Source organism: Alloalcanivorax mobilis, from assembly GCF_002864685.1.
GTDB classification, from domain to species: Bacteria; Pseudomonadota; Gammaproteobacteria; order Pseudomonadales; family Alcanivoracaceae; genus Alloalcanivorax; species Alloalcanivorax mobilis.
Genome location: NZ_NMQZ01000019.1, coordinates 54700 through 79074, shown reverse-complemented (window position 1 = coordinate 79074; position 24375 = coordinate 54700). Strand labels below are relative to the sequence as shown.

The 24375-nt window shown below is 61.9% G+C and carries 22 protein-coding genes and 2 tRNA genes; 8 read left to right on the top strand and 16 right to left on the bottom strand.

Annotated elements, in window-relative coordinates; genetic code table 11:
* Nucleotides 1-72: 72 nt before the first annotated feature.
* From panB to panD, 3 genes are all read left to right on the top strand, one after another.
* Entirely contained in the window at nt 73-858 is a 786-nt protein-coding gene (gene panB / locus CGS25_RS11275) for a 3-methyl-2-oxobutanoate hydroxymethyltransferase (RefSeq protein ID WP_089033257.1), read from the top strand.
* Between the two features lie 36 nt (nt 859-894).
* Nucleotides 895-1755, top strand: coding sequence for a pantoate--beta-alanine ligase (gene panC / locus CGS25_RS11270; protein ID WP_101675511.1), 861 nt, complete (start codon nt 895-897; stop codon nt 1753-1755).
* Between the two features lie 196 nt (nt 1756-1951).
* The gene (panD, locus tag CGS25_RS11265; protein WP_089033259.1) at nt 1952-2332 is read left to right on the top strand and encodes an aspartate 1-decarboxylase; all 381 of its coding nucleotides are present in this window, start codon (nt 1952-1954) and stop codon (nt 2330-2332) included.
* A 95-nt stretch (nt 2333-2427) separates the two neighbouring features.
* Here panD and CGS25_RS11260 read toward each other — a convergent pair whose 3' ends face one another.
* A complete protein-coding gene (locus tag CGS25_RS11260; protein ID WP_089033260.1) occupies nt 2428-3216 on the bottom strand; it encodes an IclR family transcriptional regulator in 789 nt (262 codons plus the stop codon).
* A 179-nt stretch (nt 3217-3395) separates the two neighbouring features.
* Between CGS25_RS11260 and CGS25_RS11255 the strand changes: the two genes are divergently transcribed.
* From CGS25_RS11255 to acs, 5 genes are all read left to right on the top strand, one after another.
* A complete protein-coding gene (locus CGS25_RS11255) occupies nt 3396-5009 on the top strand; it encodes a GMC family oxidoreductase (RefSeq protein WP_101675510.1) in 1614 nt (537 codons plus the stop codon).
* A 49-nt stretch (nt 5010-5058) separates the two neighbouring features.
* A complete protein-coding gene (locus CGS25_RS11250) occupies nt 5059-6420 on the top strand; it encodes an MFS transporter (protein WP_089033262.1) in 1362 nt (453 codons plus the stop codon).
* Nucleotides 6421-6440: 20 nt separating this feature from the next.
* Nucleotides 6441-6989: a thiamine pyrophosphate-binding protein gene (locus tag CGS25_RS11245; RefSeq protein WP_089033263.1), complete on the top strand. Its 549-nt coding sequence runs from the start codon at nt 6441-6443 to the stop codon at nt 6987-6989.
* Complete coding sequence (locus tag CGS25_RS11240; protein ID WP_101675509.1) at nt 6986-7591, top strand: thiamine pyrophosphate-dependent enzyme; 606 nt, start codon at nt 6986-6988, stop codon at nt 7589-7591. Before CGS25_RS11245 ends, CGS25_RS11240 begins: the two co-directional genes overlap by 4 nt.
* Before the next feature lie 230 nt (nt 7592-7821).
* Nucleotides 7822-9765 carry an acetate--CoA ligase gene (gene acs / locus CGS25_RS11235; protein WP_101675508.1) on the top strand — a complete coding sequence of 648 codons (1944 nt, stop codon included), beginning with the start codon at nt 7822-7824 and terminating at the stop codon, nt 9763-9765.
* Nucleotides 9766-9825: 60 nt separating this feature from the next.
* On the opposite strand, the gene CGS25_RS11230 is transcribed toward acs, so the two are convergent.
* From CGS25_RS11230 to tpiA, 15 genes are all read right to left on the bottom strand, one after another.
* Nucleotides 9826-11349, bottom strand: coding sequence for a DHA2 family efflux MFS transporter permease subunit (locus CGS25_RS11230; protein ID WP_089033266.1), 1524 nt, complete (start codon nt 11347-11349; stop codon nt 9826-9828).
* Nucleotides 11336-12388: an HlyD family secretion protein gene (locus tag CGS25_RS11225; protein ID WP_232802365.1), complete on the bottom strand. Its 1053-nt coding sequence runs from the start codon at nt 12386-12388 to the stop codon at nt 11336-11338. The genes CGS25_RS11230 and CGS25_RS11225 overlap by 14 nt, the downstream gene beginning before the upstream one ends.
* Nucleotides 12389-12485: 97 nt before the next feature.
* Nucleotides 12486-12917 (bottom strand): MarR family winged helix-turn-helix transcriptional regulator, encoded by a 432-nt coding sequence (locus CGS25_RS11220; RefSeq protein ID WP_089033268.1) that lies wholly within the window; start codon nt 12915-12917, stop codon nt 12486-12488.
* Nucleotides 12918-13157: 240 nt separating this feature from the next.
* Nucleotides 13158-13694: a hypothetical protein gene (locus CGS25_RS11215; protein WP_198588764.1), complete on the bottom strand. Its 537-nt coding sequence runs from the start codon at nt 13692-13694 to the stop codon at nt 13158-13160.
* 79 nt (nt 13695-13773) lie between these two features.
* The gene (pnp, locus tag CGS25_RS11210; protein WP_101675507.1) at nt 13774-15867 is read right to left on the bottom strand and encodes a polyribonucleotide nucleotidyltransferase; all 2094 of its coding nucleotides are present in this window, start codon (nt 15865-15867) and stop codon (nt 13774-13776) included.
* A gap of 240 nt (nt 15868-16107) precedes the next feature.
* Nucleotides 16108-16377 (bottom strand): 30S ribosomal protein S15, encoded by a 270-nt coding sequence (gene rpsO, locus CGS25_RS11205; protein ID WP_089033270.1) that lies wholly within the window; start codon nt 16375-16377, stop codon nt 16108-16110.
* Between the two features lie 91 nt (nt 16378-16468).
* Nucleotides 16469-17389 carry a tRNA pseudouridine(55) synthase TruB gene (gene truB, locus CGS25_RS11200; RefSeq protein WP_101675506.1) on the bottom strand — a complete coding sequence of 307 codons (921 nt, stop codon included), beginning with the start codon at nt 17387-17389 and terminating at the stop codon, nt 16469-16471.
* Between the two features lie 17 nt (nt 17390-17406).
* Complete coding sequence (rbfA, locus tag CGS25_RS11195; RefSeq protein WP_089033272.1) at nt 17407-17817, bottom strand: 30S ribosome-binding factor RbfA; 411 nt, start codon at nt 17815-17817, stop codon at nt 17407-17409.
* Nucleotides 17818-17829: 12 nt separating this feature from the next.
* A complete protein-coding gene (infB, locus tag CGS25_RS11190) occupies nt 17830-20523 on the bottom strand; it encodes a translation initiation factor IF-2 (protein ID WP_101675505.1) in 2694 nt (897 codons plus the stop codon).
* 65 nt (nt 20524-20588) lie between these two features.
* The gene (gene nusA, locus CGS25_RS11185; protein WP_101675504.1) at nt 20589-22094 is read right to left on the bottom strand and encodes a transcription termination factor NusA; all 1506 of its coding nucleotides are present in this window, start codon (nt 22092-22094) and stop codon (nt 20589-20591) included.
* Nucleotides 22095-22129: 35 nt separating this feature from the next.
* Entirely contained in the window at nt 22130-22585 is a 456-nt protein-coding gene (gene rimP / locus CGS25_RS11180) for a ribosome maturation factor RimP (protein ID WP_089033275.1), read from the bottom strand.
* Nucleotides 22586-22809: 224 nt separating this feature from the next.
* Nucleotides 22810-22886, bottom strand: a tRNA-Met gene (locus CGS25_RS11175).
* A gap of 167 nt (nt 22887-23053) precedes the next feature.
* Nucleotides 23054-23140: transfer RNA gene (locus CGS25_RS11170), tRNA-Leu, on the bottom strand.
* Between the two features lie 9 nt (nt 23141-23149).
* Nucleotides 23150-23614: a preprotein translocase subunit SecG gene (gene secG / locus CGS25_RS11165; protein ID WP_089033276.1), complete on the bottom strand. Its 465-nt coding sequence runs from the start codon at nt 23612-23614 to the stop codon at nt 23150-23152.
* 8 nt (nt 23615-23622) lie between these two features.
* Nucleotides 23623-24369, bottom strand: coding sequence for a triose-phosphate isomerase (tpiA, locus tag CGS25_RS11160; RefSeq protein ID WP_101675503.1), 747 nt, complete (start codon nt 24367-24369; stop codon nt 23623-23625).
* Between the last annotated feature and the right edge of the window lie 6 nt (nt 24370-24375).

Genomic DNA, 24375 nt, shown 5'->3' with positions numbered 1-24375 from the left:
GCCGGCCGGCCCGACGGCGCCGCCCACCCGCGCCACGCTGCCATTCCCTACCATTGCCCCGGGGAGAGCCCGATGCCCGTTACCATTCGCACCCTGAAAAAACGCAAACAGGAAGGCGCCAAGTTTTCCGTGCTCACCGCCTATGACGCCACATTCTCCCGCCTGATCAGCGAGGCCGGCGTCGAGGCAATGCTGATTGGCGATTCCCTGGGCAACGTGATCCAGGGGCAACCAAGCACCGTACCGGTGACGCTCGCGCAGATGGTCTACCACACCGAGTGCGTGGCCCGCGGCAATCAGGGCAGCCTGGTGATCGCCGACGTGCCGTTCATGGGCGCCGCCACTCTTGAGCGCATTCTCGAAGCCGCCACCGCGCTGATGCAGGCCGGCGCCAACGTGATCAAGCTGGAAGGCGGCGCCTGGCTCTGCGAGGCGGTCACCGTGCTGGCCCGCAACGGCATTCCCGTGTGCGTGCACATGGGCCTGACCCCGCAATCGGTGAACGCCTTTGGCGGCTACCTGGTTCAAGGCAAGGACGACACCAGCGCCAAGGCGCTGCTGGACGACGCCATCGCCCTGGATCGCGCCGGCACCGCGCTGTTCGTGCTGGAATGCGTGCCGCGCGGGCTGAGCGGCGAGATCACCGCCGCCGTCGCCGCCCCGGTGATCGGCATTGGCGCGGCGCCGGAATGCGACGGGCAGGTGCTGGTACTGCACGACATGCTCGGCCTCAACCCACGCCCGGCTCGCTTCGTGAAGGATTTCATGGCCGACACCGGCGACATCGGCGCCGCCATCCAGGCCTATGATCGGGCCGTCAAGGATGGCAGCTTCCCCGCTGAGCAACACTGCTTCTAAGCGGCCCGCCCCTCTCCAAGACATCCGGGAATGCCCATGGAACTGCTCCATACCGTCGACGAAGTCCGCCAGCGGGTACGCCAATGGCGCCGTGAAGAACAGACCGTGGCCCTGGTCCCGACCATGGGCAACCTGCACCCGGGCCACCTGAGCCTGGTCGAAGAGGCGCGCCGTCAGGCCGACAAAGTGGTGGTGTCGATTTTCGTCAACCCGACCCAGTTCGGCCCCGGCGAGGATTTCGACAGCTATCCGCGTACCCTGAACGACGACGCCGCCCACCTGCGCGAGGCCGGCGTGGAACTGCTGTTCGCGCCCGCCGTGGAAGAGATCTACCCGCTCGGCGGCAATCAGACCTGGGTGGATGTGGACCAGTTGGGCGAGCACCTGTGCGGCGCCGGCCGGCCAGGTCATTTTCGCGGCGTCGCCACCGTGGTCAGCAAGCTGTTCAACATTGTCCAGCCGGACGTCGCCGTGTTCGGCGAAAAAGACTTCCAACAGCTCGCCATCCTGCGGCGCATGACCCGGGAAATGCTGATGCCGATCCGCATCATCGCCGCGCCCACCGACCGCGAAGCGGACGGCCTGGCGCGCAGCTCCCGCAACGGCTACCTGCGCGACAGCGAGCGCGCCCGCGCGCCCCTGCTGCAACAGCACCTGCAGGACGCACGCCGCGCCATCGAAGCCGGCGAGCAGGACTTCCGCGCCCTGGAAAAGCGGCTCAGCACATCGCTCAACCAACATGGTTTCGAAGTGGACTATTTTACCGTCGCCAATGCCGTTACCCTGGCGCCCGCCGGGGCACGGGACCGCGACCTGGTGATCGCCGCCGCCGCCCGACTGGGCAAGCCCCGGCTGATCGATAACATCACCGTTCAACGCTCGGCCGGAACCGGCTGAAAACCCGCAAACCCGCGTCATACGGGGTGTACAGGGCGTTTCCTTGTATGTGACCGGTGATTCATGCATACTGCCGGCCCCCTGGGAGACGCAGCCGTCCACAGGGTGTTGAAAAGCGGCTCGGAAGCCGACCGGCAACCACAGTGGTTTTTCAACAACCTGCTAAACCCGCGGGTCGTTCAGAGAGGTATTAGACATGCAGTGCACCATGCTGAAAGCCAAGTTGCACCAGGCCCGCGTCACCCACGCGGAGCTTGAATACGAAGGCTCCTGCGCCATCGACGGCAAATTGCTCGATATGGCCGGCATTCTTGAATACGAACAAATCCAGATCTACAACCTGGACAATGGCGAGCGGTTTGAAACCTATGCCATCCGGGGCGAAGAGGGTTCTGGCATCATTTCCGTGAACGGCGCCGCCGCTCACAAAGCCAAACCCGGCCACCGCGTCATCATCTGCGCCTACGCCAACTATTCCAGCTCGGAGCTGATCAACTACAAGCCTCGCCTGATCTATATGGACGAAGGCAATGCAGTGAAAGGCACCAGCAACGCGATTCCGGTACAAGTGGCCTGAGGGTCCCCGGAAACCGCCTTCGAACGCCGGCCTCATGAGTCATGAGCGCCGGCGTTTTTGTGTGCGGCGATAACTGCGCCTTTGGCCTTTGCCGCCTACAATCGACGCATCAGTCCGTACATGCTAGTGGCCGCATCGCGCAGGTGCGGCAGATGGCGCAACAGGTCATCCAGGCTGGCGCGCGCGGTGGCGGCGTGGCACACCATCGCCGCCAGCACCTTGCCTTCATCGTCGCGCACTGGCACCGCCACCCCCACCATACCGCGCACGAACTCCTCGTTGTCCACGCCAATACCCTGCGCCGCCAAGCGCTCCAATTCGACCGCCAGACGTTCCGGGTCGGTAAAGGTGCGTGGCGTCATTCGCGTTAACGGCAAACGCTCAATCAACGCCTGCCGCTCATGGCGGGGCATCTGCCCGAGAAACATCTTGCCGCCGGCGGTGCAATGCAAAGGCAGCCGGGTACCCGGCTCGATGTGCAAACGCAAGGGCTCGCTGGTTTCCACCCGCTCAATATAGATCACCCGATCACCGTCCAGTGCCGTCAGGTTGCAGGTCTCTCCCAGCCGCTGTACCAGCGCGCGCAATACCGAACGGCACGCGCGCATGAAGTCATTGCTGCCCAGGGTGGTGAGCGCCAGCCGCGTGGCACGCGGGCCCAGTACGTAGCCGTGGCCCGGCAAGGTGCCCAGGTATTGATGCTCAACCAGCGTCACCAACAGCCGGCTCAGTGTCGCCTTGGGAATACCCAGACGCTGCGCCAGCTGCGACACAGTGACCGGCTGGCTGGCCGCCGCCACCCGCTCCATCACGCTTAAAACGCGTAACACCCGCGTGTTCTTTTCGTTGGAATCGGCGTCGGATCTGGCCGGTTGCGTGGTCATCGGAGTTCTCTTTTTGAGATCAAATTTGGCGTTTCTGATCCACTTTCCCGCTTTCCTCCAGCACGCGCTTGAAGGTCGACACGCCGATGGCTACACCAGGGAAAACGCATCGAATGCAAGATATTCAAGGTACTACCAATCATCTTGCCCGAACAACAACGACAAAACAGGAGTGCGCAATGCAGCGGTTTGATTACGTCATCGTCGGCGCGGGTTCCGCTGGCTGCGTGCTGGCCAATCGCTTGAGTGAAAACGGGAAGTATTCGGTATGCCTTCTCGAAGCCGGCCCGGCGGATCGCTATCCCTGGATTCACATTCCGATCGGTTACGGCAAGACCATGTTTCACAAGACCTACAACTGGGGCTTCCAAACCGAAGCGGAAGCGCATCTCAATGGGCGGCGTATTTACCAGCCACGCGGGCGCACTCTGGGCGGGTCCAGCTCAATCAACGGTTTGATCTACATTCGTGGCCAGGCGCGGGATTACGATGAATGGGCGGCGCTGGGCAACCCGGGCTGGAGTTGGGAAAAGTGCCTGCCCTACTTTAAAAAGCTGGAGCACAACGACCTGCCGGATGCGCCGACACGGGGCCGGCAGGGGGCGCTGTGGGCATCCAGCATTAACGTTCGCCATCCGCTGGTGGACGCGTTTATCGAAGCCTCGCGCCTCAACGGCGTACCGCTCACCCGCGACTTCAACGACGGCACTCAGGAAGGCGTCGGCTATTATCAACTCACCACCCGCAGGGGCTTTCGCTGCTCCACCTCGGTGGCCTATTTACGACCGGCGCGCAAGCGTCGCAACCTGACCGTGAAAACCGGCGCCCAGGTGATGCGCATTCTGTTCCAGGAACGGCGCGCCCGTGGCGTTCTCTACCGCCACCATGACCGCGACGTTGAGATTCAGGCTGATCGAGAGGTATGCCTTTGCGCCGGCGCCATCCAATCACCGCAATTACTGCAGCTCTCCGGCGTCGGCGGCGCCGGCCTGCTGCGCCAGCATGGCATTGATCTGGTCCATGACCTGCCCGGTGTCGGCGAAAATTTTCAGGACCACCTTCAGGTGCGGCTGATGTATGAGGTCAGCGAGCCCATCACCACCAACGACGAACTGCGCTCCTTGAGTGGCAAGATGAAGATGGGCCTGCAGTGGTTATGGAACCGCTCCGGCCCGCTGGCGCTGGGCATCAATATGGGCGGCATGTTCTGCCGTTCACTGCCCCAGGAGAACGCCACCCCGGACACCCAGTTTCATTTCGCCACGCTCTCCGCCGACCACGCCGCCGGCCAGGTTCACCCTTTTTCGGGGTGCACCTATTCGGTCTGCCAGCTTCGGCCCGAGGCCCGCGGGCATGTGCGCATCGCCGGTAACGATGCCTTTGCCGCACCGCTGATCCAGGCCAATTATCTGTCCACCGACTTCGACCAGCGCAGCACCGTGGCGGCGGTGAAATTCGCCCGCCGGGTGGCGCAATCCGAACCGCTGGCGCGCTATATGAAACGTGAATTCCGGCCCGGCGATGCGGTGCGCAGCGACGATGAGATTCTCGACTTTTGCCGCGACCACGCCTCCACCATTTTCCACCCTTCCGGCACCGCGAAAATGGGGCCGGCCGCCGATCCGATGGCGGTGGTCGATGACGCCTTGCGCGTACACGGCCTACGGAATCTCAGAGTGGTGGATTGCTCCATCATGCCCACCCTGATTTCCGGAAACACCAATGTACCCACGGTAATGATCGCGGAAAAAGCCTCCGATCTGATTCTCGAGGAGGCACGCTCCGTACCCTGACATGGTTGCCTCGCGCAGCCCGGCAAAACAACAAGAATTGGAGGTAATAATGAGTGTAGACAATAAGACGATTCGTCGCGTGGCGCTCGCCAGCGTGATCGGCGCGACCATCGAGTGGTATGACTTTTTTCTGTACGGCGTGGTCGCCGGCATCGTCCTTAATAAACTGTACTTCCCCGGCGATGATCCCGCCATCTCGACACTGCTCGCCTACTCCACGTTCGCCGTGGGTTTCGTATCACGCCCGCTGGGCGGTATTATCTTCGGCCATTTCGGCGACAAGATCGGTCGCAAAAAAATGCTCGTGACCACCTTGATGATCATGGGCGTTTCCACCGTGGCGATCGGACTGGTGCCCACCTACGCTCAGATCGGCGTGGCCGCGCCGTTGCTGCTGCTGTTTCTGCGTGTGATCCAGGGCATTGGTCTGGGTGGTGAATGGGGCGGTGCCATTCTTATGGCCTACGAATACGCTCCCCCTGAAAAACGGGGCTTCTATGCCAGCCTGCCACAGCTCGGACTCTCCTTTGGTGTTCTGCTTTCCTCGATCGTCATCGCCGGCCTTACTCTGACACTGACCGACGAACAGTTCATGGCCTGGGGCTGGCGCAGTGCCTTCGTGCTGTCGTTCGCGCTGATTCTGTTTGGGCTCTGGATTCGTTTGAAGATCATGGAAACACCGGCCTTCGCGGAAATGAAAAAAAGCCATGGCGAAGCCAAGGTCCCCTTCCTGGACATGCTCAGACGCTACCCGGGCAACATTCTTCTCGGCCTTGGTGCGCGGCACGTTGACGGTGTGGTGTTTAATATTTTCGCGGTGTTCTCGATCAGCTATCTCACCGAGAAAATCGCCCTTTCCCGCACCGATGCTCTGATCGGGGTAATGATTGCTTCAGCGGTGCTGTGCGTCTTTATTCCCATTTACGGGTACCTTTCCGACAAAGTGAATCGCTTCTACTTTTATGCGATCGCGTCCATCGTCACCGCGCTGACCACCTTCCCCGCCTTCTGGCTGATGAATCACGCCGGCGACAATCTCACCCTGATCTGGATCGCCATCGCGGTGCCCTTCGGTGTTATTTATGCCTCGGTTTACGGCCCGGTGTCCGGCTTTCTTTGTGAGTTGTTCGATGCCCGTGTGCGTTACACCGGCATCTCCTTCGTGTACCAGTTTTCCAGCGTCTTCGCCGGCGGTCTGACGCCGATCATCGCCACCTTGCTGCTCACCGCGGGTGGCGGCGAACCCTGGCTGATCTGCGTCTATGTGGTCGCCAGCGGCTTGCTGTCCACGGTGTGCGCTTACCTGATCGGCAGGCGCTTCGCCCGCGCCCACCGTGATCAGCAGTCGCCCTCGCCGGCCTGGGACCACTCCGGCGCGCGCGCCACCCCACCTCTGGCGCCGCGCCCTTAACGTCGCATCAGGAGATTGTCATGACTCATCACAGCCACTATGCCGTTACCGCCAGCGACGTCATCGCCGCGTTCCAGCGCTGCGGCATCGATCACGTCACCACCGTGCCGGATATGCTGCAGATCGCGCTGCACGATGCGCTTGAGCGCGAGCCAGGGATTCGGCAGATCAACTGCACCACCGAAGATCAGGCCATTGAGGTTGCCTCCGGTCTGTGGGCGGGAGGCGCGCGCGTCGCGGTTCTGGTTCAGAACCAGGGTTTTTACGCCGGCATCAACAGCCTGCGCGCGCTTGGCCTGGATTCGAAGATACCGCTGCTGTTCATGATCGGTCAGTTTGGTCGCGAGTGGAGCAATCTGGGCCAGGATCCGAGGCAATCCTCGCGCCGTATGGTGCGCATGCTCGAGCCGCTCCTCGAACTGCTCGATATTCCTTACTGGCGCCTGGAAGGCCCCGGCGACGCGTCTCACATCGATACCGCCTGGCGGGCCTCCCGGGAGCGTAGCGGCCCCGCGGCGCTGCTGGTCGGTCATTTCATCGGCTTCGATGCCGTGGAGAGTGCCTCATGATGACCCTTATGCAAGCCTGTCAGATCGTCGACGAGGCCCGCGAAGAAGCAATCATCGTCACCACCATGGGCGCCATGGGCGCCACCGATCAACTGGCGCCCCAGCGCCCGCTCACGGTGGCGTGTGTGCCGCTGATGGGCGGCGCCGCCTCACTGGGCATGGGGCTGGCGCTGGCGCGCCCGGATCGCACGGTGATGGTGCTGGACGGCGACGCCAGCCTGCTGATGGAACTCGGCGGCCTGGTGAGCGTGGCCCAGGCCCAGCCTGACAATTTCTTTCATATAGTGATCAACAACGGTGTGCAATTCGCCGGCCTGGGCAATTTGCAGACACCGGGCCACTCGGGCATCGATTTCACCGGGCTGGCCCGGGCCGCCGGTTATCGCGCCTGTTATCGGTTCGACAGCGCCGAACAATTCGCCGCCGGCATCACGGAGGTGTTGAGCGGGCCCGCGCCCGCGTTCGTGGAACTGGCGGTGAGCCACAATGACGCCACCCTCGGACCGGCCAACCCGGCGGTGGAAATGACCGATGCCCGCTTCACCCGCATGGGCGACGAGTTACGGGATATCCGTGCCCGGCTTGGTGCCGGTCGGGCCTGACGCCACTCGTCGAACGGAGCCCTCGGGGGCCTTGTTCCACTGCGTACAAGGCCCCATGGAACAAAGGGTTAGACAAAAGTTGAACTCCCGGGGCGGGCCCCGTGCCGTATGATAACGTACAGATTACAGGGCCTCTGCTCACCGTTGACGCTCCGCCAGCAAGGCGGGGGGTGCCGTTGCCGTCAGAGGCTGTATAACAACATGCCGGCGCGCAGTAGAAGGAGGAAATAATGTCCGAGCAAAAGACCTACCCGGTTCCCGAGTCATTCAAACGCCAAACGCTGATGGATCGGGACACCTACGATCGCTGGTACCAGCAATCGATCCAGGATCCGGACGGTTTCTGGGCGCAACGCGCCGAACAACTGCTCGATTGGAAAACGCGCTGGGACACGGTCAGCGATTGGGATTTCAAAGAGGGCCGCGCGGCCTGGTTCCAGGGTGGCAAACTCAACGTCTGCCACAACTGCGTGGATCGCCACTTGCCCGAGCGCGCCAATCAGACCGCCATTATCTGGGAGGGCGACGAGCCCGATCAGGATAAGCGCATCAGCTATCAGGAATTGTTCGAACAGGTCAGCAAGCTGGGTAATGTGCTCAAATCACGAGGCGTCAAGAAAGGCGACCGTGTGGTGATCTATATGCCGATGGTGCCGGAGGCGGCGTACGCCATGCTGGCCTGCGCGCGCATCGGCGCGATTCATTCGGTGGTGTTCGGGGGCTTCTCGCCCGAGGCCCTGAAGGATCGCATCAACGACGCCAAGGCCTGCGCGGTGATCACCGCCGACGAGGGCGTGCGCGGCGGCCGCACCGTGGCCCTGAAAGCCAACGCCGACAAGGCGATCAACGGCGGCGGCGATGTGCATACCTGTCTGGTGGTGCGCCGTACCGGCGGCGAGGTGGCCTGGAACGACAAACACGACCTCTGGTACCACGAGGCGATGGCCCAGGCCGACGCCCATTGCGAACCGGAATGGATGGACTCCGAGGACCCGCTGTTCACGCTGTATACGTCCGGCTCCACCGGCAAACCCAAGGGCGTGGTCCACACCTCCGCCGGCTACCTGCTGCAGAGCGCGCTGACCCACAAGTACGTGTTCGACTACCACGACGGCGAAATCTACTGGTGCACCGCGGACGTCGGCTGGATCACCGGCCACAGCTACATTGTCTATGGTCCGCTGGCGAACGGCGCTACCACCCTGATGTTCGAAGGCGTGCCCACCTACCCGGATGCGTCACGCTGCTGGCAGGTGGTGGACAAACACAAGGTCAACATCTTCTACACCGCACCCACCGCCATCCGCGCCCTGATGGGCCTGGGCGACGAGCCGGTGAAAACGACCTCGCGGCAATCCCTGAAGCTGCTCGGCACCGTCGGCGAGCCGATCAACCCGGAAGCCTGGGAGTGGTACCACAAGGTGGTGGGTGAGCAACGCTGCCCGATCGTCGACACCTGGTGGCAAACCGAAACCGGCGCCATCATGATCACGCCGCTGCCCGGCGCGGTGGATCTGAAGCCCGGCTCCGCCACGCTGCCCATGTTCGGGGTGCAACCGGCCCTCATGGACCCGGACGGTAAGGAACTGGAAGGCGCCACCTCCGGCAACCTGGTGATCAAGGCGAGCTGGCCGAGCCAGATCCGCACCGTCTATGGCGACCATCAGCGGCTGATCGACACCTACTTCAGTGCCTACCCCGGCTATTACTTCACCGGCGACGGCGCGCGCCGGGACGAAGACGGCTACTACTGGATCACCGGCCGCGTGGATGACGTCCTGAACGTGTCCGGACACCGCTTGGGCACCGCCGAAATCGAATCCGCCCTGGTGCTGCACAAGAGCATTTCCGAAGCCGCCGTGGTCGGTTACCAGCACGAGGTCAAGGGCCAAGGCATCTACGCCTACGTATCGCTGATGAGCGGCGCCGAGGGCAGCGAAGAACTGATCAAGGAACTGCGCGAGCTGGTGACCTCGGAGATCGGCCCGATTGCCAAACCGGATCTGATCCACTTCGCGCCAGGGCTGCCAAAAACCCGCTCGGGCAAGATCATGCGTCGCATTCTACGCAAAATCGCCGCCGATGAGCTGGACAGCCTGGGCGACACCTCGACCCTCGCCGACCCTGGGGTGGTGGACGAACTGATCAAAACCCGCAAGAACAACGGCGGCTAAGCGCCGTGGCCGGGGCAACCCTCTGCCCTGGCCTTTTTTTCGCATGCAAGGCTTCGCTCATTACGGCTCGCCCACCACCTCCGCGCTCGCCTCTTGTTTGGGCGTCGGCGGCTGACGGTTATTGCGCAATAGAAACACCAACGGAATCGCCGCCATATTGATCCACATCAGCAGCCGGAAATCGTTCATATAACTGATCTCCGCCGCCTGAGCCTGCAGCGTCTGATAGACCGCCGCCGGCACACTGCCCACCATCTCTTTCATCGGCAGCCCCTGGGCGATCCAGCCGCTCAGGTTGATGCGCTCGCCCAATTGTTGATTGTTGATCCACAGGTTGCGCGACAGCATCGCCGTCATGATCGAAATACCCACGCTGGAACCCAGATTACGGGACAACGAAAACAAAGACGTGCCTTCGGTGCGCAACGCCGGGTCGAGGGTCGCGTAGGTCAGCGTGCTGGCCGGCACGAACACCAGCCCCAGCCCGGCCCCTTGCAGAATACCGGTCCAAATCAGATCCTCGGTGGAAACCTCCAACGTAAAGCCGGCCATCTGGTGCAGAGACAAGGTCACCAGGGAGAGGCCGACCACCACCAGAATGCGAGCGTCCAGGCGCGTACGCATCAGCCGGCCCACCAACATCATCGAAAACATCGAACCGAGCCCGCGCGGCGCCAGCACCAGCCCGGTGGTGACCGCCGGATAGCCTTTCCACTGCTGCAGAAAGGGCGGCAGCAGCGCCATGGTGGCGAGCAGAATAATGCCGACCACGAAGATAAACACCACGCCGGTGACGAAATTCCGGTCCTTGAACAGGGCCAGATCGATAAACGGGTTTTTCTTGGTCAGCGAGTGAGCAACGAACAGATAAAAACCCAGAGCCGCCAGCAAAGCCTCGATCTGGATCTCGAAGCTACCAAACCACTTTTCCTGCTCGCCACGATCAAGCATCAGTTGGAAGGCGCCGATCGCCAGAGCCAACAGAGCGAAGCCGAGCATGTCGAAGCGCACCTTGCGTGTCTCTGTCTCCGTCACGCTCAGCCAGATGCCAGCGAACGCCATCAGGCCGAACGGCAGGTTGATATAGAACACCCAGCGCCAGCTATACCACTCGGTCAGCCAGCCACCCAGCGTCGGCCCGAGAATCGGGCCGACCATCACGCCCATGCCCCAGATCGCCATCGCCTGACCGTGCTGCTCCACTGGATAGGTGTCCAGCAGCACCGACTGGGACAACGGCACCAACGCGGCGCCGAACACCCCCTGCAAGATGCGAAACAGCACCATCTCTTCCAGCGAGGTGGCCAGCCCGCACAGACCCGAGGCCAGGGTAAACCCGGCCACCGACCACAGGAACAGACGCCGGCGGCCAATGCGCCCGGCCATGAACCCCACCGCCGGGGTCATGATCGCGGCGGACACAATGTAGGAGGTCAGCACCCAGGTGGCCTGATCGGTGCTCGCCGACAAACTGCCCTGCATGTGCGGCAGGGCAACGTTGGCGATGGTGGTGTCGAGCGCCTGCATCACCGTCGCCAGCATGATGCTGAAGGTGACCAGGCGCTGATCGTTAATCCGTGGCATCGGCGGTCCGGTCTTTCGGCGCGTCGTCGCCGAGCAGCGACACCTTGGTGTCGATGGAGATTTCCGCGCTCATGCCGGCCCGCAACGGCGGCTTGCCCTCGGTGCTCACCAGTACCAGCTTCACCGGCACCCGCTGCACTACCTTGACCCAGTTGCCACTGGCGTTCTGCGGCGGAATCAAGGCGTATTCGGACCCCGCCGCCGGGCTCAGGCTCTGCACTTTCGCCTTCCAGACCACGCCGGGGTAGGTGTCCACCTCGACCTCGGCGTCCTGGCCTTCGCGCACATTGGTGAGCTCGGTTTCCTTAAGGTTCACCTCCACCCAGATGGCGTGATTCTTCGCCAGCGTGAGCACCGGCACCCCGGCATTGACGCGCTCACCCACCATCGGCGTGGAACCCCCCATGACACCGTTGGCGGGGGCAATGATGCGCGTGTGGGCAAGGTCGTACTCAGCTTGTTCCAGGCGCGCGGTGGCGGCCTGGTAATCCGGGTGATCCTCAATCGCTACGTCCGGCCCGCCGGCCAGCTGCGCCTTGAGGCTGGCCAGTTCCTGCTGGTCCACCGCCACATCGGCACGGGCCTGGTTGAGCTTCTGTTCGGCGGCGTCGAGCTGGGTCTTGGAAACCGCCACTTTATCGAGGCGCTGGAAACGGCCCAGCTCGCGCTGATAATAGGCGGCGTCGCGGCCGGCCTGGGCTTTCTCCGCCTGCACGCGTGCGTAGTCGGCGCGCAGCGACAAAATCCGATTGCGCACCGCCTGCTGATCGGCCTTGGCCTGGGCCAGCGCAATCCGGTAGGGCTGCGGGTCCACCTCGGCGAGCACGTCGCCTTTGCTCACCGCCTGGTTGCGCTCCACATTGACCGCCACCAGCGGGCCGCTCACGTTGGCGGTCAGCGAGATCATGTCGATTTTGATATAGGCATTGTCGGTACTGATGTAACGCTTGCCGCCAAACAGCAGCCAAAGCACCACCGCAAGGGCGATCACCAACCCAAGCCCCATGGAAAGGCGGCGGTTTCGTTGCGTCGTTGTCACTCGGTTCTCCTTCGAAGGGGTAACGAAGAACCCGCTGGTTCTTCCCCGCCGTGCTACGGCAATGTGCTGATAAACCAGGCCTTGATAAACCGGCGTCTTAACCCGCTTTGTCGCAGAGGTTGGCGCGCATCACGTTGAGCATGCGCTGCAGCGCCTCGATGTCGCCCTCGCCGAGCCCGGCCAGAGCGCGCTCGCGGGTCTGGGCCGCCAGTTGCCGCAGGTTATCCAGCGCCGGCTGGGCCTGGGTGGTCAGGTAGAGGCGATAGCGGCGCCGGTCCTGCGGGTCGGCGCGGCGCTCAACCAGCCCTTCCTCTTCCAGGCGATCAAGCTGGCGGGTCAGGGAGATCGGCGCGACACCGAGCAACTCCGCCAGCGCCGCCTGATAGATCCCCTCGCTGCGGGCCAGATACCACAGCACCTGCCAACGGGCGCGGGTGAGCCCCTGCTCACGGGCGCGGCTGTCAAAATCCCGGCGCATCATGCGGGCCACATCGTGCAAGCCAAAGCCAACGGTCGCATCGCTGCTCATAGGGTCTCCTTTATCAGGATGTTAATTATAAGGACCCTTATGAAATTTGCCAAGAGCATAAACCGGGTTGACCCGTAAGGTCAGCTCATTAAACAGCGCCGGGCACGGACCGCCGTTTCGGCGAAAACCAGAAGGGATAAACAGCGGGCGGTCCCGCTCGTCGAGCGGGACGACGAGCCGCCGGAAGGCGGCCCGGGAGGGTCAGGCAGGGAGGGTCAAACCGGGAGCAAACGGCAACGGTCAGCGAGACAACGACGTCAGCCGATCCTGTTGCCCGGCGGTGGCGTCTTCGTGCACGTCATCGGCCCGCGCAGGCGTTTCAACCGGCGCCGCCACGCCTGGGGCCAGCGGCGAAACGGTCGGCGGCGGGGGCTGCGGCACCGCCACCAGCGCGCTCTGTACCTGGTCGTTGAGCTTCCACATGGCCCCGGTGGCCGGGTCGATGATCAGCATACCGAGCAAGCCGCCCAACAGGATATTGCCGAAATACCAGCCGTCCATGGAGGCGGAAATGGGAATCTCGGCATTCTGATAGCCGTCTTGCTCGAAACTGACCCGGTAGCGGGCGCCGGAAAAGAATCCGTTCTTTGATGAAAGGCTGACGCGATCCGGCGTGACGCCGCTTTTGATCGTTTCATCCGTGCGTATGTTAGTAATTACATACCTGGCACCCGGAGGGGTACTCTGAATCGATACCGGATAATTGGAGGTGGAGATAATCGAGGCACAGCCGCACAACCACAGCGACCCGCTCAGGGCCAGCAGTCCTTTTTTCATTATAATTTTCCCCAGTCATAAAAAAGCCCGCCGAGAGGCGGGCTTAAAATGTAGCAAAGTTGTTGTCGAAGGTAAAAGCCTAGGACTCCTTGGCTTCCTTCATGGACAGCTTGATGCGGCCACGCTGGTCCACGTCCAGAACCTTCACTTTGATCATGTCGCCTTCGTTCACGTAGTCGGTCACCTTCTCCACCCGCTCTTCCGCGATCTGGGAGATGTGCAGCAGGCCTTCGGTGCCGGGCATGATCTGTACGAACGCACCGAAATCCACCACCCGGATTACCTTGCCGTCGTAGATCTTGTCGATCTCGGCTTCGGCGGTGATTTCCTCGACACGACGCTTCGCTTCGGCGGCCGCTTCGCGGGTCTCGCCGTAGATTTTAACGCTGCCATCGTCTTCAATATCGATGGTGCATTTGGTCTCTTCGGTGAGCGCGCGAATGGTGGCGCCGCCTTTACCGATCACATCACGAATCTTATCGGAGTTGATCTTCAGGGTAATCAGGGTCGGCGCGTTCTCGGACACTTCTGAACGGGACTGGGAGATCGCCTTGGCCATTTCACCGAGAATATGGACGCGGCCGGAGCGAGCCTGCTCCAACGCCTTTTCCATGATCTCTTCGGTGATGCCCTCGATTTTGATGTCCATCTGCAGGGCGGTCACGCCGCGGCCGGTGCCGGCCACTTTGAAGTCCATGTCGCCGAGGTGATCTTCGTCGCCGAGAATATCGGACAGCACCGCGAAACGGCCGTCGGATTCCTTCACCAGGCCCATGGCAATGCCCGCCACCGGCGCGCTCAACGGCACCCCGGCGTCCATCAGCGCCATTGAGGTGCCACACACACTGGCCATCGAAGAGGAGCCGTTGGATTCGGTGATCTCGGAGACCACGCGAATGGAGTACGGGAACGTCTTCTCACTGGGCACCACCGCTTCCACACCGCGACGCGCCAGACGGCCGTGGCCGATCTCGCGGCGCTTGGGGGAGCCGACCATGCCGGTCTCACCCACGCAGTAGGGAGGGAAGTTGTACTGCAGCATGAAGTGATCCTGGCGCGACCCTTCCAGGGCGTCGATAAACTGGGCATCGCGCATGCCACCGAGGGTGGCGGTCACGATCGCCTGGGTTTCGCCACGGGTGAACAGGGCGGAACCGTGGGTTTTATTGAGCAGCCCCACCTGGCAATCGATGGAGCGCACCGCGTCCAGCGCGCGGCCGTCGATGCGCGGCTTGCCGGAAAGGATGCCTTCGCGCACCACGCTCTTCTCGATCTTGGCGAACAGCTCCTTCACTTCACCGGCCTGCGGCGCGCCTTCGGCGTCGGTGGCGAACTCAGCCACGCAGGCATCTTTCAGCTCACCCACTTTCTGGTAGCGAGCCATTTTTTCGGTGATCGTGTAGGCCTCGGCCAGCGGCGCTTCAAAGCGGGCTTTGATGGCGGCTTTGAGCTCGGCGTTGTCCTCGGCGGCGGACCATTCCCAGGTCGGCTTGCCGGCTTCGGCGGCGAAACCTTTAATGCCGTCGATCACCGTCTGCATCTCCTGGTGGCCGAACAGCACGGCGCCCAGCATCTGGTCCTCGGAGAGCTCCTTGGCTTCCGATTCCACCATCAGCACGGCGGCTTCGGTGCCAGCCACCACCAGGTTCAGGTCGGATTCCTGCAGCTCGGAGTAACCCGGGTTGAGCAGGTACATGCCGTCCTTGAAACCGACGCGGGCGGCGCCGATCGGTCCGTTAAACGGAATCCCGGAGATGGCCAGAGCGGCGGAGGTGCCGATCATGGCGGCGATATCCGGATCACGGTCTTTATCGGAGGACATCACCGTGGCGATGATCTGGACTTCGTTCATGAAGCCCTTGGGGAACAACGGGCGGATCGGCCGGTCGATCAGGCGGCAGGTCAGCGTCTCTTTCTCGCTGGGCCGGCCTTCACGCTTGAAGAAGCCGCCAGGGATGCGGCCGGTGGCGTAGGTCTTTTCCTGATAGTTAACGGTCAGCGGAAAAAACGGCTTGTTGGGGTCGGCTTCTTTTTTACCGACCACGGTGACCAGCACCTGGGTGGCACCGATGGTGACCATGACAGCGCCGGTGGCCTGGCGGGCGATGCGGCCGGTTTCCAGCACCACGGTGTCGCTGCCATATTGAATTTCTTTACGCACAATTTTGAACATATCTCTTCTCTTCCCTCGTCTCTACGTCTTTCGTCTCACGTCTCTTTACTTTCAGCCTTTTGGCGTGCAGGGCATGATAACCCGACCCCGGCCAGTGCCGAAGCCTTTTCCAGCGTGCAAAAACAACGGAAGCCCGGCGCGGGCCGGGCTTCCGTTGTGATACCGATGCTGCTGCGCGTCCCATCGTTTCCGACCGCCGGTTAACCGGACGGGCGGAGCCGAAGAGTACCGGAGCGCGTCTTAGCGACGCAGGCCCAGACGCTCAATCAGCTTCAGGTAGCTGTCCGGCTTCTTGCCGGCCAGGTAATCCAACAGCTTACGACGCTGGTTAACCATGCGAATCAGACCACGGCGGCTGTGGTGATCCTTCTTGTGGTCCTTGAAGTGACCCTGCAGCAGGTTGATGTTCTCGGTAAGCAGGGCAACCTGCACTTCCGGGGAACCGGTATCGCCGTCTTTACGGCCAAATTCCTTGAGGATTTCCGCTTTCTTTTCAGTGGTCAACGCCATTGTTACTTCTCCAAATATGCGATTAGAAGACACGGCCAGCCATGCATATTTATAGCTGCCGTCCTGTTGCCATTGGCGACCGAGCCGAAGATCAGTCGCTTACCAGACGACGGGGCGCGATGCGTCCATCTTCCAGTATTTCACCCACCCCCAGGAATTCGTCCGTGGAGGCCTGGTAAACACTCACCCACCCATCCATCGGGCGGTCACTGGTCATCACCGGCTGACCCTGCCGCAGGTAAAAGGCGGCGTTGTCACCCAGGGCGACGCGGGGCCAGTCTGCCACGCTGGTGGATAAAGGCAAGAGTAACTCGTCGATGGCCTCGAAACCGCCCTCGGCCTTGATTTCGCCCAATTGCTCCAGGGTCAGCATGCGCTCTTGCGGGTAAGGCCCGGCGGAAAGCCGCCGCAGCACCACCACGTGGCCGCCGCAACCGAGCGCGGCGCCCAGATCTTCCACCAGCGAGCGCACGTAGGTGCCTTTGGTGCAGGCCACCTCGAAGGACACCCGGTCTTCGCTTTCCAGGCGTGCATCCTTGATTTCGTGGATGGTCACCCGGCGCGGCTGACGCTCCACGGTGATGCCTTCACGGGCCAGCTTGTACAGCGGTGTGCCGTTGTGCTTAATCGCCGAATACATGCTCGGGATCTGCTCAATCTCGCCGAGAAAGCGATCCAGCGCCGCCAACACCTGCGCTTCGCTGACCGCCACCGGGCGGGTCTCGACCACTTCACCATCGGCGTCGCCGGTTTCGGTGGTCACCCCCAGTTGCGCGGTGACCTGGTAACGCTTGTCCGCGTCCAGCAGGAACTGGCTGAACTTGGTGGCCTCGCCAAAACAGATCGGCAGCATGCCGGTGGCCAGCGGGTCCAGACTGCCAGTGTGGCCGGCCTTGGCGGCGGCGAACATTTTTTTGGCCATCTGTAGCGCGCCGTTGCTGGTCACGCCATCGGCTTTATCCAGCAACAGAATGCCATTGAGATTACGACCTCCACGGCGCCGTTTCCCCACGTCTCAGTGCTCCGTGATCAGTCGTTATCGGTATCGTCGCGGTCCGGGGCGATTTCCCGGTCCTCGGCGCGCGCTTCATCGATCAGCCGGGACAGGCTGGCCGCCCGCTCCGGGGTCTCATCGTAATGAAAGCGCAATTTGGGCGTGGTGCGGGTGTTCAGGGTCTGCGCCAGGGCGCTGCGCAGAAATCCCGCCGCGCCGGTGAGAATCTCCTGAGCCTGGGCACCGGCTTCGGCGCCCTCGCCCAGCAACGTGAAGTAGACATCGGCGAAGGAAAGATCCCGGGAAACGGTGACATCCTGCACCGTCACCAGGCCCACGCGCGGGTCCTTCAGTTCGAACTGCAACAGGCGCGACACCTCCCGCTGGATCTGATCCGCGATACGGTCGGTGCGCTGAAAACCACGGGGGCGCTGATGTCGGCTCATGGCAAGGCGCGCTTAAAGGCTGCGCGCCACCTCCTTCACTTCAAACACCTCGATCTTGTCGCCTTCCTTGACGTCGTTGTAGCTCTTCACCGCGATGCCACACTCCATGCCGTTGCGCACTTCGGGGACGTCGTCCTTGAAGCGGCGCAGCGATTCCAACTCGCCTTCGAACACCACCACATCGTCGCGCAGCACGCGGATCGGGCGGTTCCGATAAAGCGTACCCTCGACCACCATGCAACCGGCCACGGCACCGAACTTGGAAGAGCGGAACACGTCGCGCACCTCGGCCACGCCGAGGATTTGCTCGCGCTTTTCCGGAGCCAGCAGGCCACTGAGCGCCTGTTTGACGTCGTCAATCAGCTCGTAGATCACGCTGTAGTAGCGCAGATCAATGCCTTCCTGCTCGCACAGGCGCTTGGCCTTGGAGTCGGCGCGCACGTTAAAGCCGAGCAGCACCGCTTCACTGGTCATCGCCAGGTTGACGTCGGATTCGTTGATCGCGCCCACGCCGGCGGACACCAGGCTGACCTTCACTTCATCGGTGGACAAGTCGTTGAGGGCACCGATCAGCGCCTCCAGAGAACCGCGCACGTCGGTTTTGAGCACGATGTTGACCAACTTGGCCTCGTCGGCGCCCATGTTCTCGAACAGGTTCTCCAGTTTGGAGGCCTGCTGACGCTTGAGCTTGAGGTCACGGTCGCGCTCCTGACGGAACTCGGCCACTTCCCGCGCCTTGCGTTCATCGGGCACCACCTGGATCTGCTCGCCGGCTTCCGGCGCGCCATCCAGACCCAGCACCTCCACCGGGATCGAGGGACCGGCCTGCTTGACCTGCTGGCCGTTTTCATCGACCAGGGCGCGAACACGGCCATAGTTGGCGCCAGCGATCAGCATGTCGCCCACCTTCAACTCACCCGATTGCACCAGCACGGACGCCACGGTGCCGCGACCTTTCTCGATCCGGGATTCAATCACCACACCGCTGGCGGGGCCAGTGGCGGGCGCCTTGAGCTCCATCAGTTCGGCCTGCACCAGCACCGAATCGAGCAGATCATCGATACCCTGGCCGGAATGCGCGGAGACGTTCACGAACTGGTATTCGCCGCCCCACTCTTCCGGGATCACATCCTTGGCGGCCAGCTCGTTCTTGACCCGGTCCGGATCGGCCTGTTCTTTGTCGACCTTGTTGACCGCGATGATGATCGGCACACCGGCGGCCTTGGCGTGGTTGATCGCTTCTTCGGTCTGCGGCATCACGCCATCGTCGGCGGCCACCACGATGATCACGATGTCGGTGGCGCGGGCACCACGGGCACGCATGGCGGTGAACGCCGCGTGGCCGGGGGTATCCAGGAAGGTCACCATGCCTTTGTCGGTGTTCACGTGGTAGGCACCGATATGCTGGGTGATACCGCCGGCTTCCGCATCGGCCACCTTGGCGCGACGAATGTAATCCAGCAACGACGTTTTACCATGGTCAACGTGGCCCATGATGGTCACCACCGGCGCCCGGCCATCCGCATCGATGCCGCTGTAATCCGCCAGTGTGGCCAGATCGTCTTCCAGAGCCTCTTCCTCGCCCTTGACCAGTCTCGGCGTGTGGCCCATCTCCTCGGTCAGCAGGACCGCGGTCTCCTGGTCAATGTATTGGTTGACGGTGGCCATCTCGCCCATCTTCATCATTGCCTTGATCAGTTCCTTGGCCTTGATGTTCATGCGCTGAGCCAGTTCCGCCACGGTGATGGTCTCGGGAATCTCGACGTCGTATACCATTTTCTCCGTGGGGCTTTTGAAGCCATGCTGTTTGTTCATGGAGCTTTTCATCTGCCCGTGCGCAACACCGGCCGCTTTGGACTTGCGGCGGCGGCGGCGGGACTGACGCTCCTCGGTGCGATAACCGGCTTCCACGGCATCGCGCACAATAGAGGACGCTTTATCTTCCTCTTCTTTCTGCGGTTCGGCGGGCTGTTCACCCTCGCGCTTTTCAAGCTCTTCGGCGATGCGCTGAGCTTCCTCGGCGGTACGACGGGCGGCTTCTTCCTCAGCTTTCTTGCGCGCTTCGGCTTCCTGCTTGCGGCGGGCGTCTTCCGCCTCACGCTGCTTGCGTTCTTCCGCTTCGCGCTCGGCGCGCTGTTCGGCGGTTTCTTCTTTCTGCGCTTTCTTGGCGGGCTTCGGCACGGAGGCACGCTTGGCCTTTTCCTGGCCGGCGCGGGCTTCCTCTTCCTTGCGCTCCTGCTCGGCGCGGGCACGGGCTTCCTGCTCGCGGCGCAGAGCATCTTCCTCTGCCTTGCGGGCGTCTTCTTCCGCTTTGCGCTTGGCTTCTTGCTCGGCCTCCAGACGGGCCTGCTCTTCCGCCAGACGCTGGGCCTCTTCCTCCGCGGCGCGCTCCTCTTCTTCCACGGCGGCGCGCTTCACGTAGGTGCGTTTCTTACGCACTTCCACGTTCACGGTCTTGGCTTTACCCGCGGCACCGGTGGTCTTGATGGTGCTGGTGGAGCGACGCTTCAGAGTGATCTTCTTCGGTTCCGCGTCCTGGGCACCATGGGACTTGCGCAGATGCGCGAGCAGCTGCTGCTTCTGTTCATCGGAGACCCCTTCACCGGCATCGGTGTGAGGCAATCCGGCTTCTTTCATCTGCGTGAGCAGCGTGTCTACCGGAATACCTACCACATCGGCCAGCTTTTTTACGGTCGTTTCTGCCATGTCAGCAACACTCTCCTGTCCACTTCTTGGTGGTGCCCTGCGCTCAACGCGTCATTTCATACGCGTCATTCGCCGGCTTCTTCGCCTTCGAACCAGGGGGCGCGAGCGGTCATAATCAATTGGGCCGCGCGCTCTTCGTCCATTCCCTCGATTTCCAGCAGGTCATCCACCGCTTGTTCAGCAAGGTCTTCCATGGTGACAATGCCTCGGGAAGCCATATCCACCGCCAGTGCTCGGTCCATGCCTTCCATGTTCAGCAGGTCCTCGGCGGGTTCGGCTTGTTCAAATTTCTCTTCGGACACCAGAGCCCGGGTGAGCAGGGCGTCCTTGGCGCGCTGCCGGAGCGCTTCGACGATGTCTTCGTCAAAGCCTTCGATCGCGAGCATTTCTTCGGTGGGCACATACGCCACTTCTTCCAGCGACGAGAAACCCTCGTCCACCAGCACGGCGGCCATCTCTTCGTCCACATCGAGAAAATCAATAAACGTCTGGAGGGCCTCTTCGGCCTCTTTCTGCTGCTTGTTCTCAGCGTCTTCCAGCGTCATTACGTTCAGTTCCCAGCCGGTCAGCTCGGAAGCAAGGCGAATGTTCTGCCCACTGCGGCCGATCGCCTGGGCCAGCGCCGATTCGTCTTCCACGGCGATGTCCATGGAGTGGCTCTCTTCGTCCATCACGATGGACGCCACCTCGGCGGGCTGCATCGCGTTGATCACCAGCTGCGCGGGGTTGTCGTCCCACAGCACGATGTCGATACGCTCGCCACCCAACTCGTTGGAAACCGCCTGTACTCGGGCGCCGCGCATACCCACGCAAGCCCCCACCGGATCGATGCGCTGATCGTTGGTCTTCACCGCGATCTTGGCGCGCGAGCCCGGATCACGGGCCGCGCCCTTGATCTCGATCAGCTCTTCACCAATTTCCGGCACTTCAATCTTGAACAGCTCAATCAGCATTTCCGGGCACGCCCGGCTGGCAAACAACTGCGGGCCACGGCTTTCTTCGTTAACGCCCAGCAGATAAGCCCGCACCCGGTCATTCTGGCGCACGCTTTCACGGGTAATCATATGTTCGCGGGTAATCAGCGCCTCGGCATTGCCACCCAGGTCCAGCACGATCGCTTCGCGGCTGGATTTTTTCACCGTGCCACTGACCAGCTCACCAATACGATCACGGTATTCTTCAATGATCTGGCGACGCTCCGCCTCACGCACCTTTTGCACGATCACCTGTTTGGCGGTCTGAGCAGCGATACGACCGAACGCTTCGGATTCAATCTGCTCTTCATAGACATCGCCAATCCGCAGGCTCTGATCCTGCTCGTGGGCTTCATCGAGGGTCAGTTGCTTGCCGAACTCGAACAGCTCTTCGTCAGGAACCACATGCCAGACGCGGAACGTGCCGTAATCGCCGGAGACCCGGTCGATCTGCACACGAATTTCCACATCTTCTTCCTTGAAGCGCTTTTTGGTCGCCGCCGCCAACGCAGACTCGATGGCTTCAAAGATCACATCGCGGCTGACGCCTTTTTCGTTGGAAACAGTTTCCGCTACCAGCAGGATCTCTTTGTTCATGGCCAGGCCTTTACAAAGGTATGTTCAGGTCACGCTCAATCGAAGCGCGGCTCCAGACGAGCACGGTCCACCTGACTGTAAGGAACACGCAGGGTGTCACCATTGAGCATCAACACCAGCGTATCGCCGTCGACGCCCACCAGGGTGGCCGTCAGTTTACGCTTGCCCGCCACCGGGGCCAGCAGCTTTAGGTGCACATCATCGCCCAGATAGAGCTGAAACTGGGCTAATTCAAACAGCGGACGATCCATGCCGGGGGAAGACACTTCCAGGTTGTACTCGCCTGGGATCGGATCTTCCACGTCCAGCACACCGCTGACTTCGTGACTGACGCGGATGCAATCATCCACGTTGATGCCGTCTTCATGGTCGATAAACAGACGCAATACCGCACCGCGCCCCTGGAGGTACTGTACGCCCCAAAGGGTAAAACCCAGGTCTTCGACCACTGGAGCCAGCAGCTCCTTGAGTTGATCCGTGCGTTTCGACATTGAGTCCCTTTTCGAGCCTTTGCTTCGGGGCCGCTGCTTCAAAAGCCGTTGCCCCGGGAGCCACCGCTCCGGCATCACAAACAAAAAATGGGCTTAGGACCTATTGTCAATCATCCGACAACAGACCCGATGCCCATTCCCACTTCCAACCCCGGTTGTGAATAGCAAAAAGCCCCTGCTAGAGGGGCTTTTCACGGCACAGAACCGGGACCGGTTCTGACAAGTGGTAGCGGGGGCAGGATTTGAACCTACGACCTTCGGGTTATGAGCCCGACGAGCTACCAGACTGCTCCACCCCGCACTTGAAATCGAGCGCAAATACTAGTTATTTGCGCGGGCCCTGTCAATCGAATCTGCGAAAAAGTCTCTATTTTTCGCGATCTTAACGGCCGTCGTAAAACCCGTTACATCTCGCTTGATATTAGGGCGAAAACCTGAGTCTTCAACCCCGCCATCAACGTCAAAAATTGGTGCCGAAGGCCGGACTTGAACCGGCACGACCGTAAGGTCACTACCCCCTCAAGATAGCGTGTCTACCAATTTCACCACTTCGGCAAAAACACCTTAATTCTGAGCCGGTTGAGACGGTGCCTCATCCGGGGCCGGGGATTCTAACCCAGCCGACGGCACATCGGAAGTGCCGTTTTCGGAAGATTGCACCGACGGCACATCACCGCCGCCACTCGCGGCCGGTACGTCGCTCTGAACACCTTCGGACGCGTCGTTCTGATCCAGAGACGGCACATCCTGATCGTCGATGCTTTCTTCGAACGCCGGCAAAATACCGCCACCGCCAGCCTCGTTGCGGGCCATCCAGGCCAGCCCCAGACTGGTCACAAAAAAGACCGCCGCCAGCACCGCCGTGGAGCGGGTCAGGAAGTTGGCGTTACCGGCACTGCCAAACACCGTCTGCGAACCGCCACTGCCAAAGGAGGCACCGGCGTCGGCGCCTTTACCGTGCTGAACCAGAACCAGACCAATCAGGCCCAGCGCCGCGAGCACGTGCACCACATGAAGCACAATATCCATAAGCTAATTCAACCTGCCGCCCGACAAATGGCGATAAATTCGTCCGCCTTCAGTGACGCCCCGCCGATCAACCCTCCGTCGATATCCGGCTGGGCAAACAGAGGGGCGGCATTATCCGCCTTTACGCTGCCGCCGTAAAGAAGGCGCATTTTCGCCGCCACTTCCGGGGCACTTTTCGCCAGGGTTCCGCGCAGCAGGGCATGCACCGCCTGAGCCTCTTCGGGGCTGGCGGTCAAGCCGGTGCCAATCGCCCAGACCGGCTCGTAGGCCAGCACCGCGTTCTCGAACGCGCCGGCACCCGCCGCCTCGACCACGGTCATCATCTGTTGCACCACCACCTGCTCGGTGTCTCCCGCTTCGCGCTGACGCAGGGTTTCACCCACGCACAGAATCGGCACCAGCCCCGCCTCGCGGGCGCGCAGAAACTTGCTCGCCACCAGATCATCGCTTTCGCCGTAGTACTCGCGGCGCTCGGAATGCCCGACGATGACGTAACGGCAGCCCAGATCAGCCAGCATTTCAGCGGAGACCTCACCGGTGAAAGCGCCATCCTGGTGGTCGCACACATCCTGCGCACCCAGCCCCACGCCGGCGGGCAGGGCATCGCCCAGCGCCACCAGATACGGATACGGCGGGCATAACGCCACTTCCACGTTTTCCGACAGGGAGCCGGTCAGCGCGGCGGCGATCTCGCCGGCCAGGCCGCGCCGACCATTCATCTTCCAGTTGCCCGCCACCAGCGGTGTTCTTGTCATTGCATC

Coding starts and splice junctions, on each gene's coding strand:
- panB (WP_089033257.1), top strand. CDS start 73: ATGCCCGTTACCATTCGCACCCTGAAAAAACGCAAACAGGAAGGCGCC.
- rpsO (WP_089033270.1), bottom strand. CDS start 16,377: ATGGCGTTGACCACTGAAAAGAAAGCGGAAATCCTCAAGGAATTTGGC.
- CGS25_RS11240 (WP_101675509.1), top strand. CDS start 6,986: ATGATGACCCTTATGCAAGCCTGTCAGATCGTCGACGAGGCCCGCGAA.
- CGS25_RS11215 (WP_198588764.1), bottom strand. CDS start 13,694: ATGAAAAAAGGACTGCTGGCCCTGAGCGGGTCGCTGTGGTTGTGCGGC.
- panC (WP_101675511.1), top strand. CDS start 895: ATGGAACTGCTCCATACCGTCGACGAAGTCCGCCAGCGGGTACGCCAA.
- CGS25_RS11250 (WP_089033262.1), top strand. CDS start 5,059: ATGAGTGTAGACAATAAGACGATTCGTCGCGTGGCGCTCGCCAGCGTG.
- rimP (WP_089033275.1), bottom strand. CDS start 22,585: ATGTCGAAACGCACGGATCAACTCAAGGAGCTGCTGGCTCCAGTGGTC.
- CGS25_RS11220 (WP_089033268.1), bottom strand. CDS start 12,917: ATGAGCAGCGATGCGACCGTTGGCTTTGGCTTGCACGATGTGGCCCGC.
- nusA (WP_101675504.1), bottom strand. CDS start 22,094: ATGAACAAAGAGATCCTGCTGGTAGCGGAAACTGTTTCCAACGAAAAA.
- CGS25_RS11255 (WP_101675510.1), top strand. CDS start 3,396: ATGCAGCGGTTTGATTACGTCATCGTCGGCGCGGGTTCCGCTGGCTGC.
- tpiA (WP_101675503.1), bottom strand. CDS start 24,369: ATGACAAGAACACCGCTGGTGGCGGGCAACTGGAAGATGAATGGTCGG.
- acs (WP_101675508.1), top strand. CDS start 7,822: ATGTCCGAGCAAAAGACCTACCCGGTTCCCGAGTCATTCAAACGCCAA.
- secG (WP_089033276.1), bottom strand. CDS start 23,614: ATGGATATTGTGCTTCATGTGGTGCACGTGCTCGCGGCGCTGGGCCTG.
- CGS25_RS11260 (WP_089033260.1), bottom strand. CDS start 3,216: ATGACCACGCAACCGGCCAGATCCGACGCCGATTCCAACGAAAAGAAC.
- CGS25_RS11230 (WP_089033266.1), bottom strand. CDS start 11,349: ATGCCACGGATTAACGATCAGCGCCTGGTCACCTTCAGCATCATGCTG.
- pnp (WP_101675507.1), bottom strand. CDS start 15,867: ATGTTCAAAATTGTGCGTAAAGAAATTCAATATGGCAGCGACACCGTG.
- panD (WP_089033259.1), top strand. CDS start 1,952: ATGCAGTGCACCATGCTGAAAGCCAAGTTGCACCAGGCCCGCGTCACC.
- CGS25_RS11245 (WP_089033263.1), top strand. CDS start 6,441: ATGACTCATCACAGCCACTATGCCGTTACCGCCAGCGACGTCATCGCC.
- infB (WP_101675505.1), bottom strand. CDS start 20,523: ATGGCAGAAACGACCGTAAAAAAGCTGGCCGATGTGGTAGGTATTCCG.
- rbfA (WP_089033272.1), bottom strand. CDS start 17,817: ATGAGCCGACATCAGCGCCCCCGTGGTTTTCAGCGCACCGACCGTATC.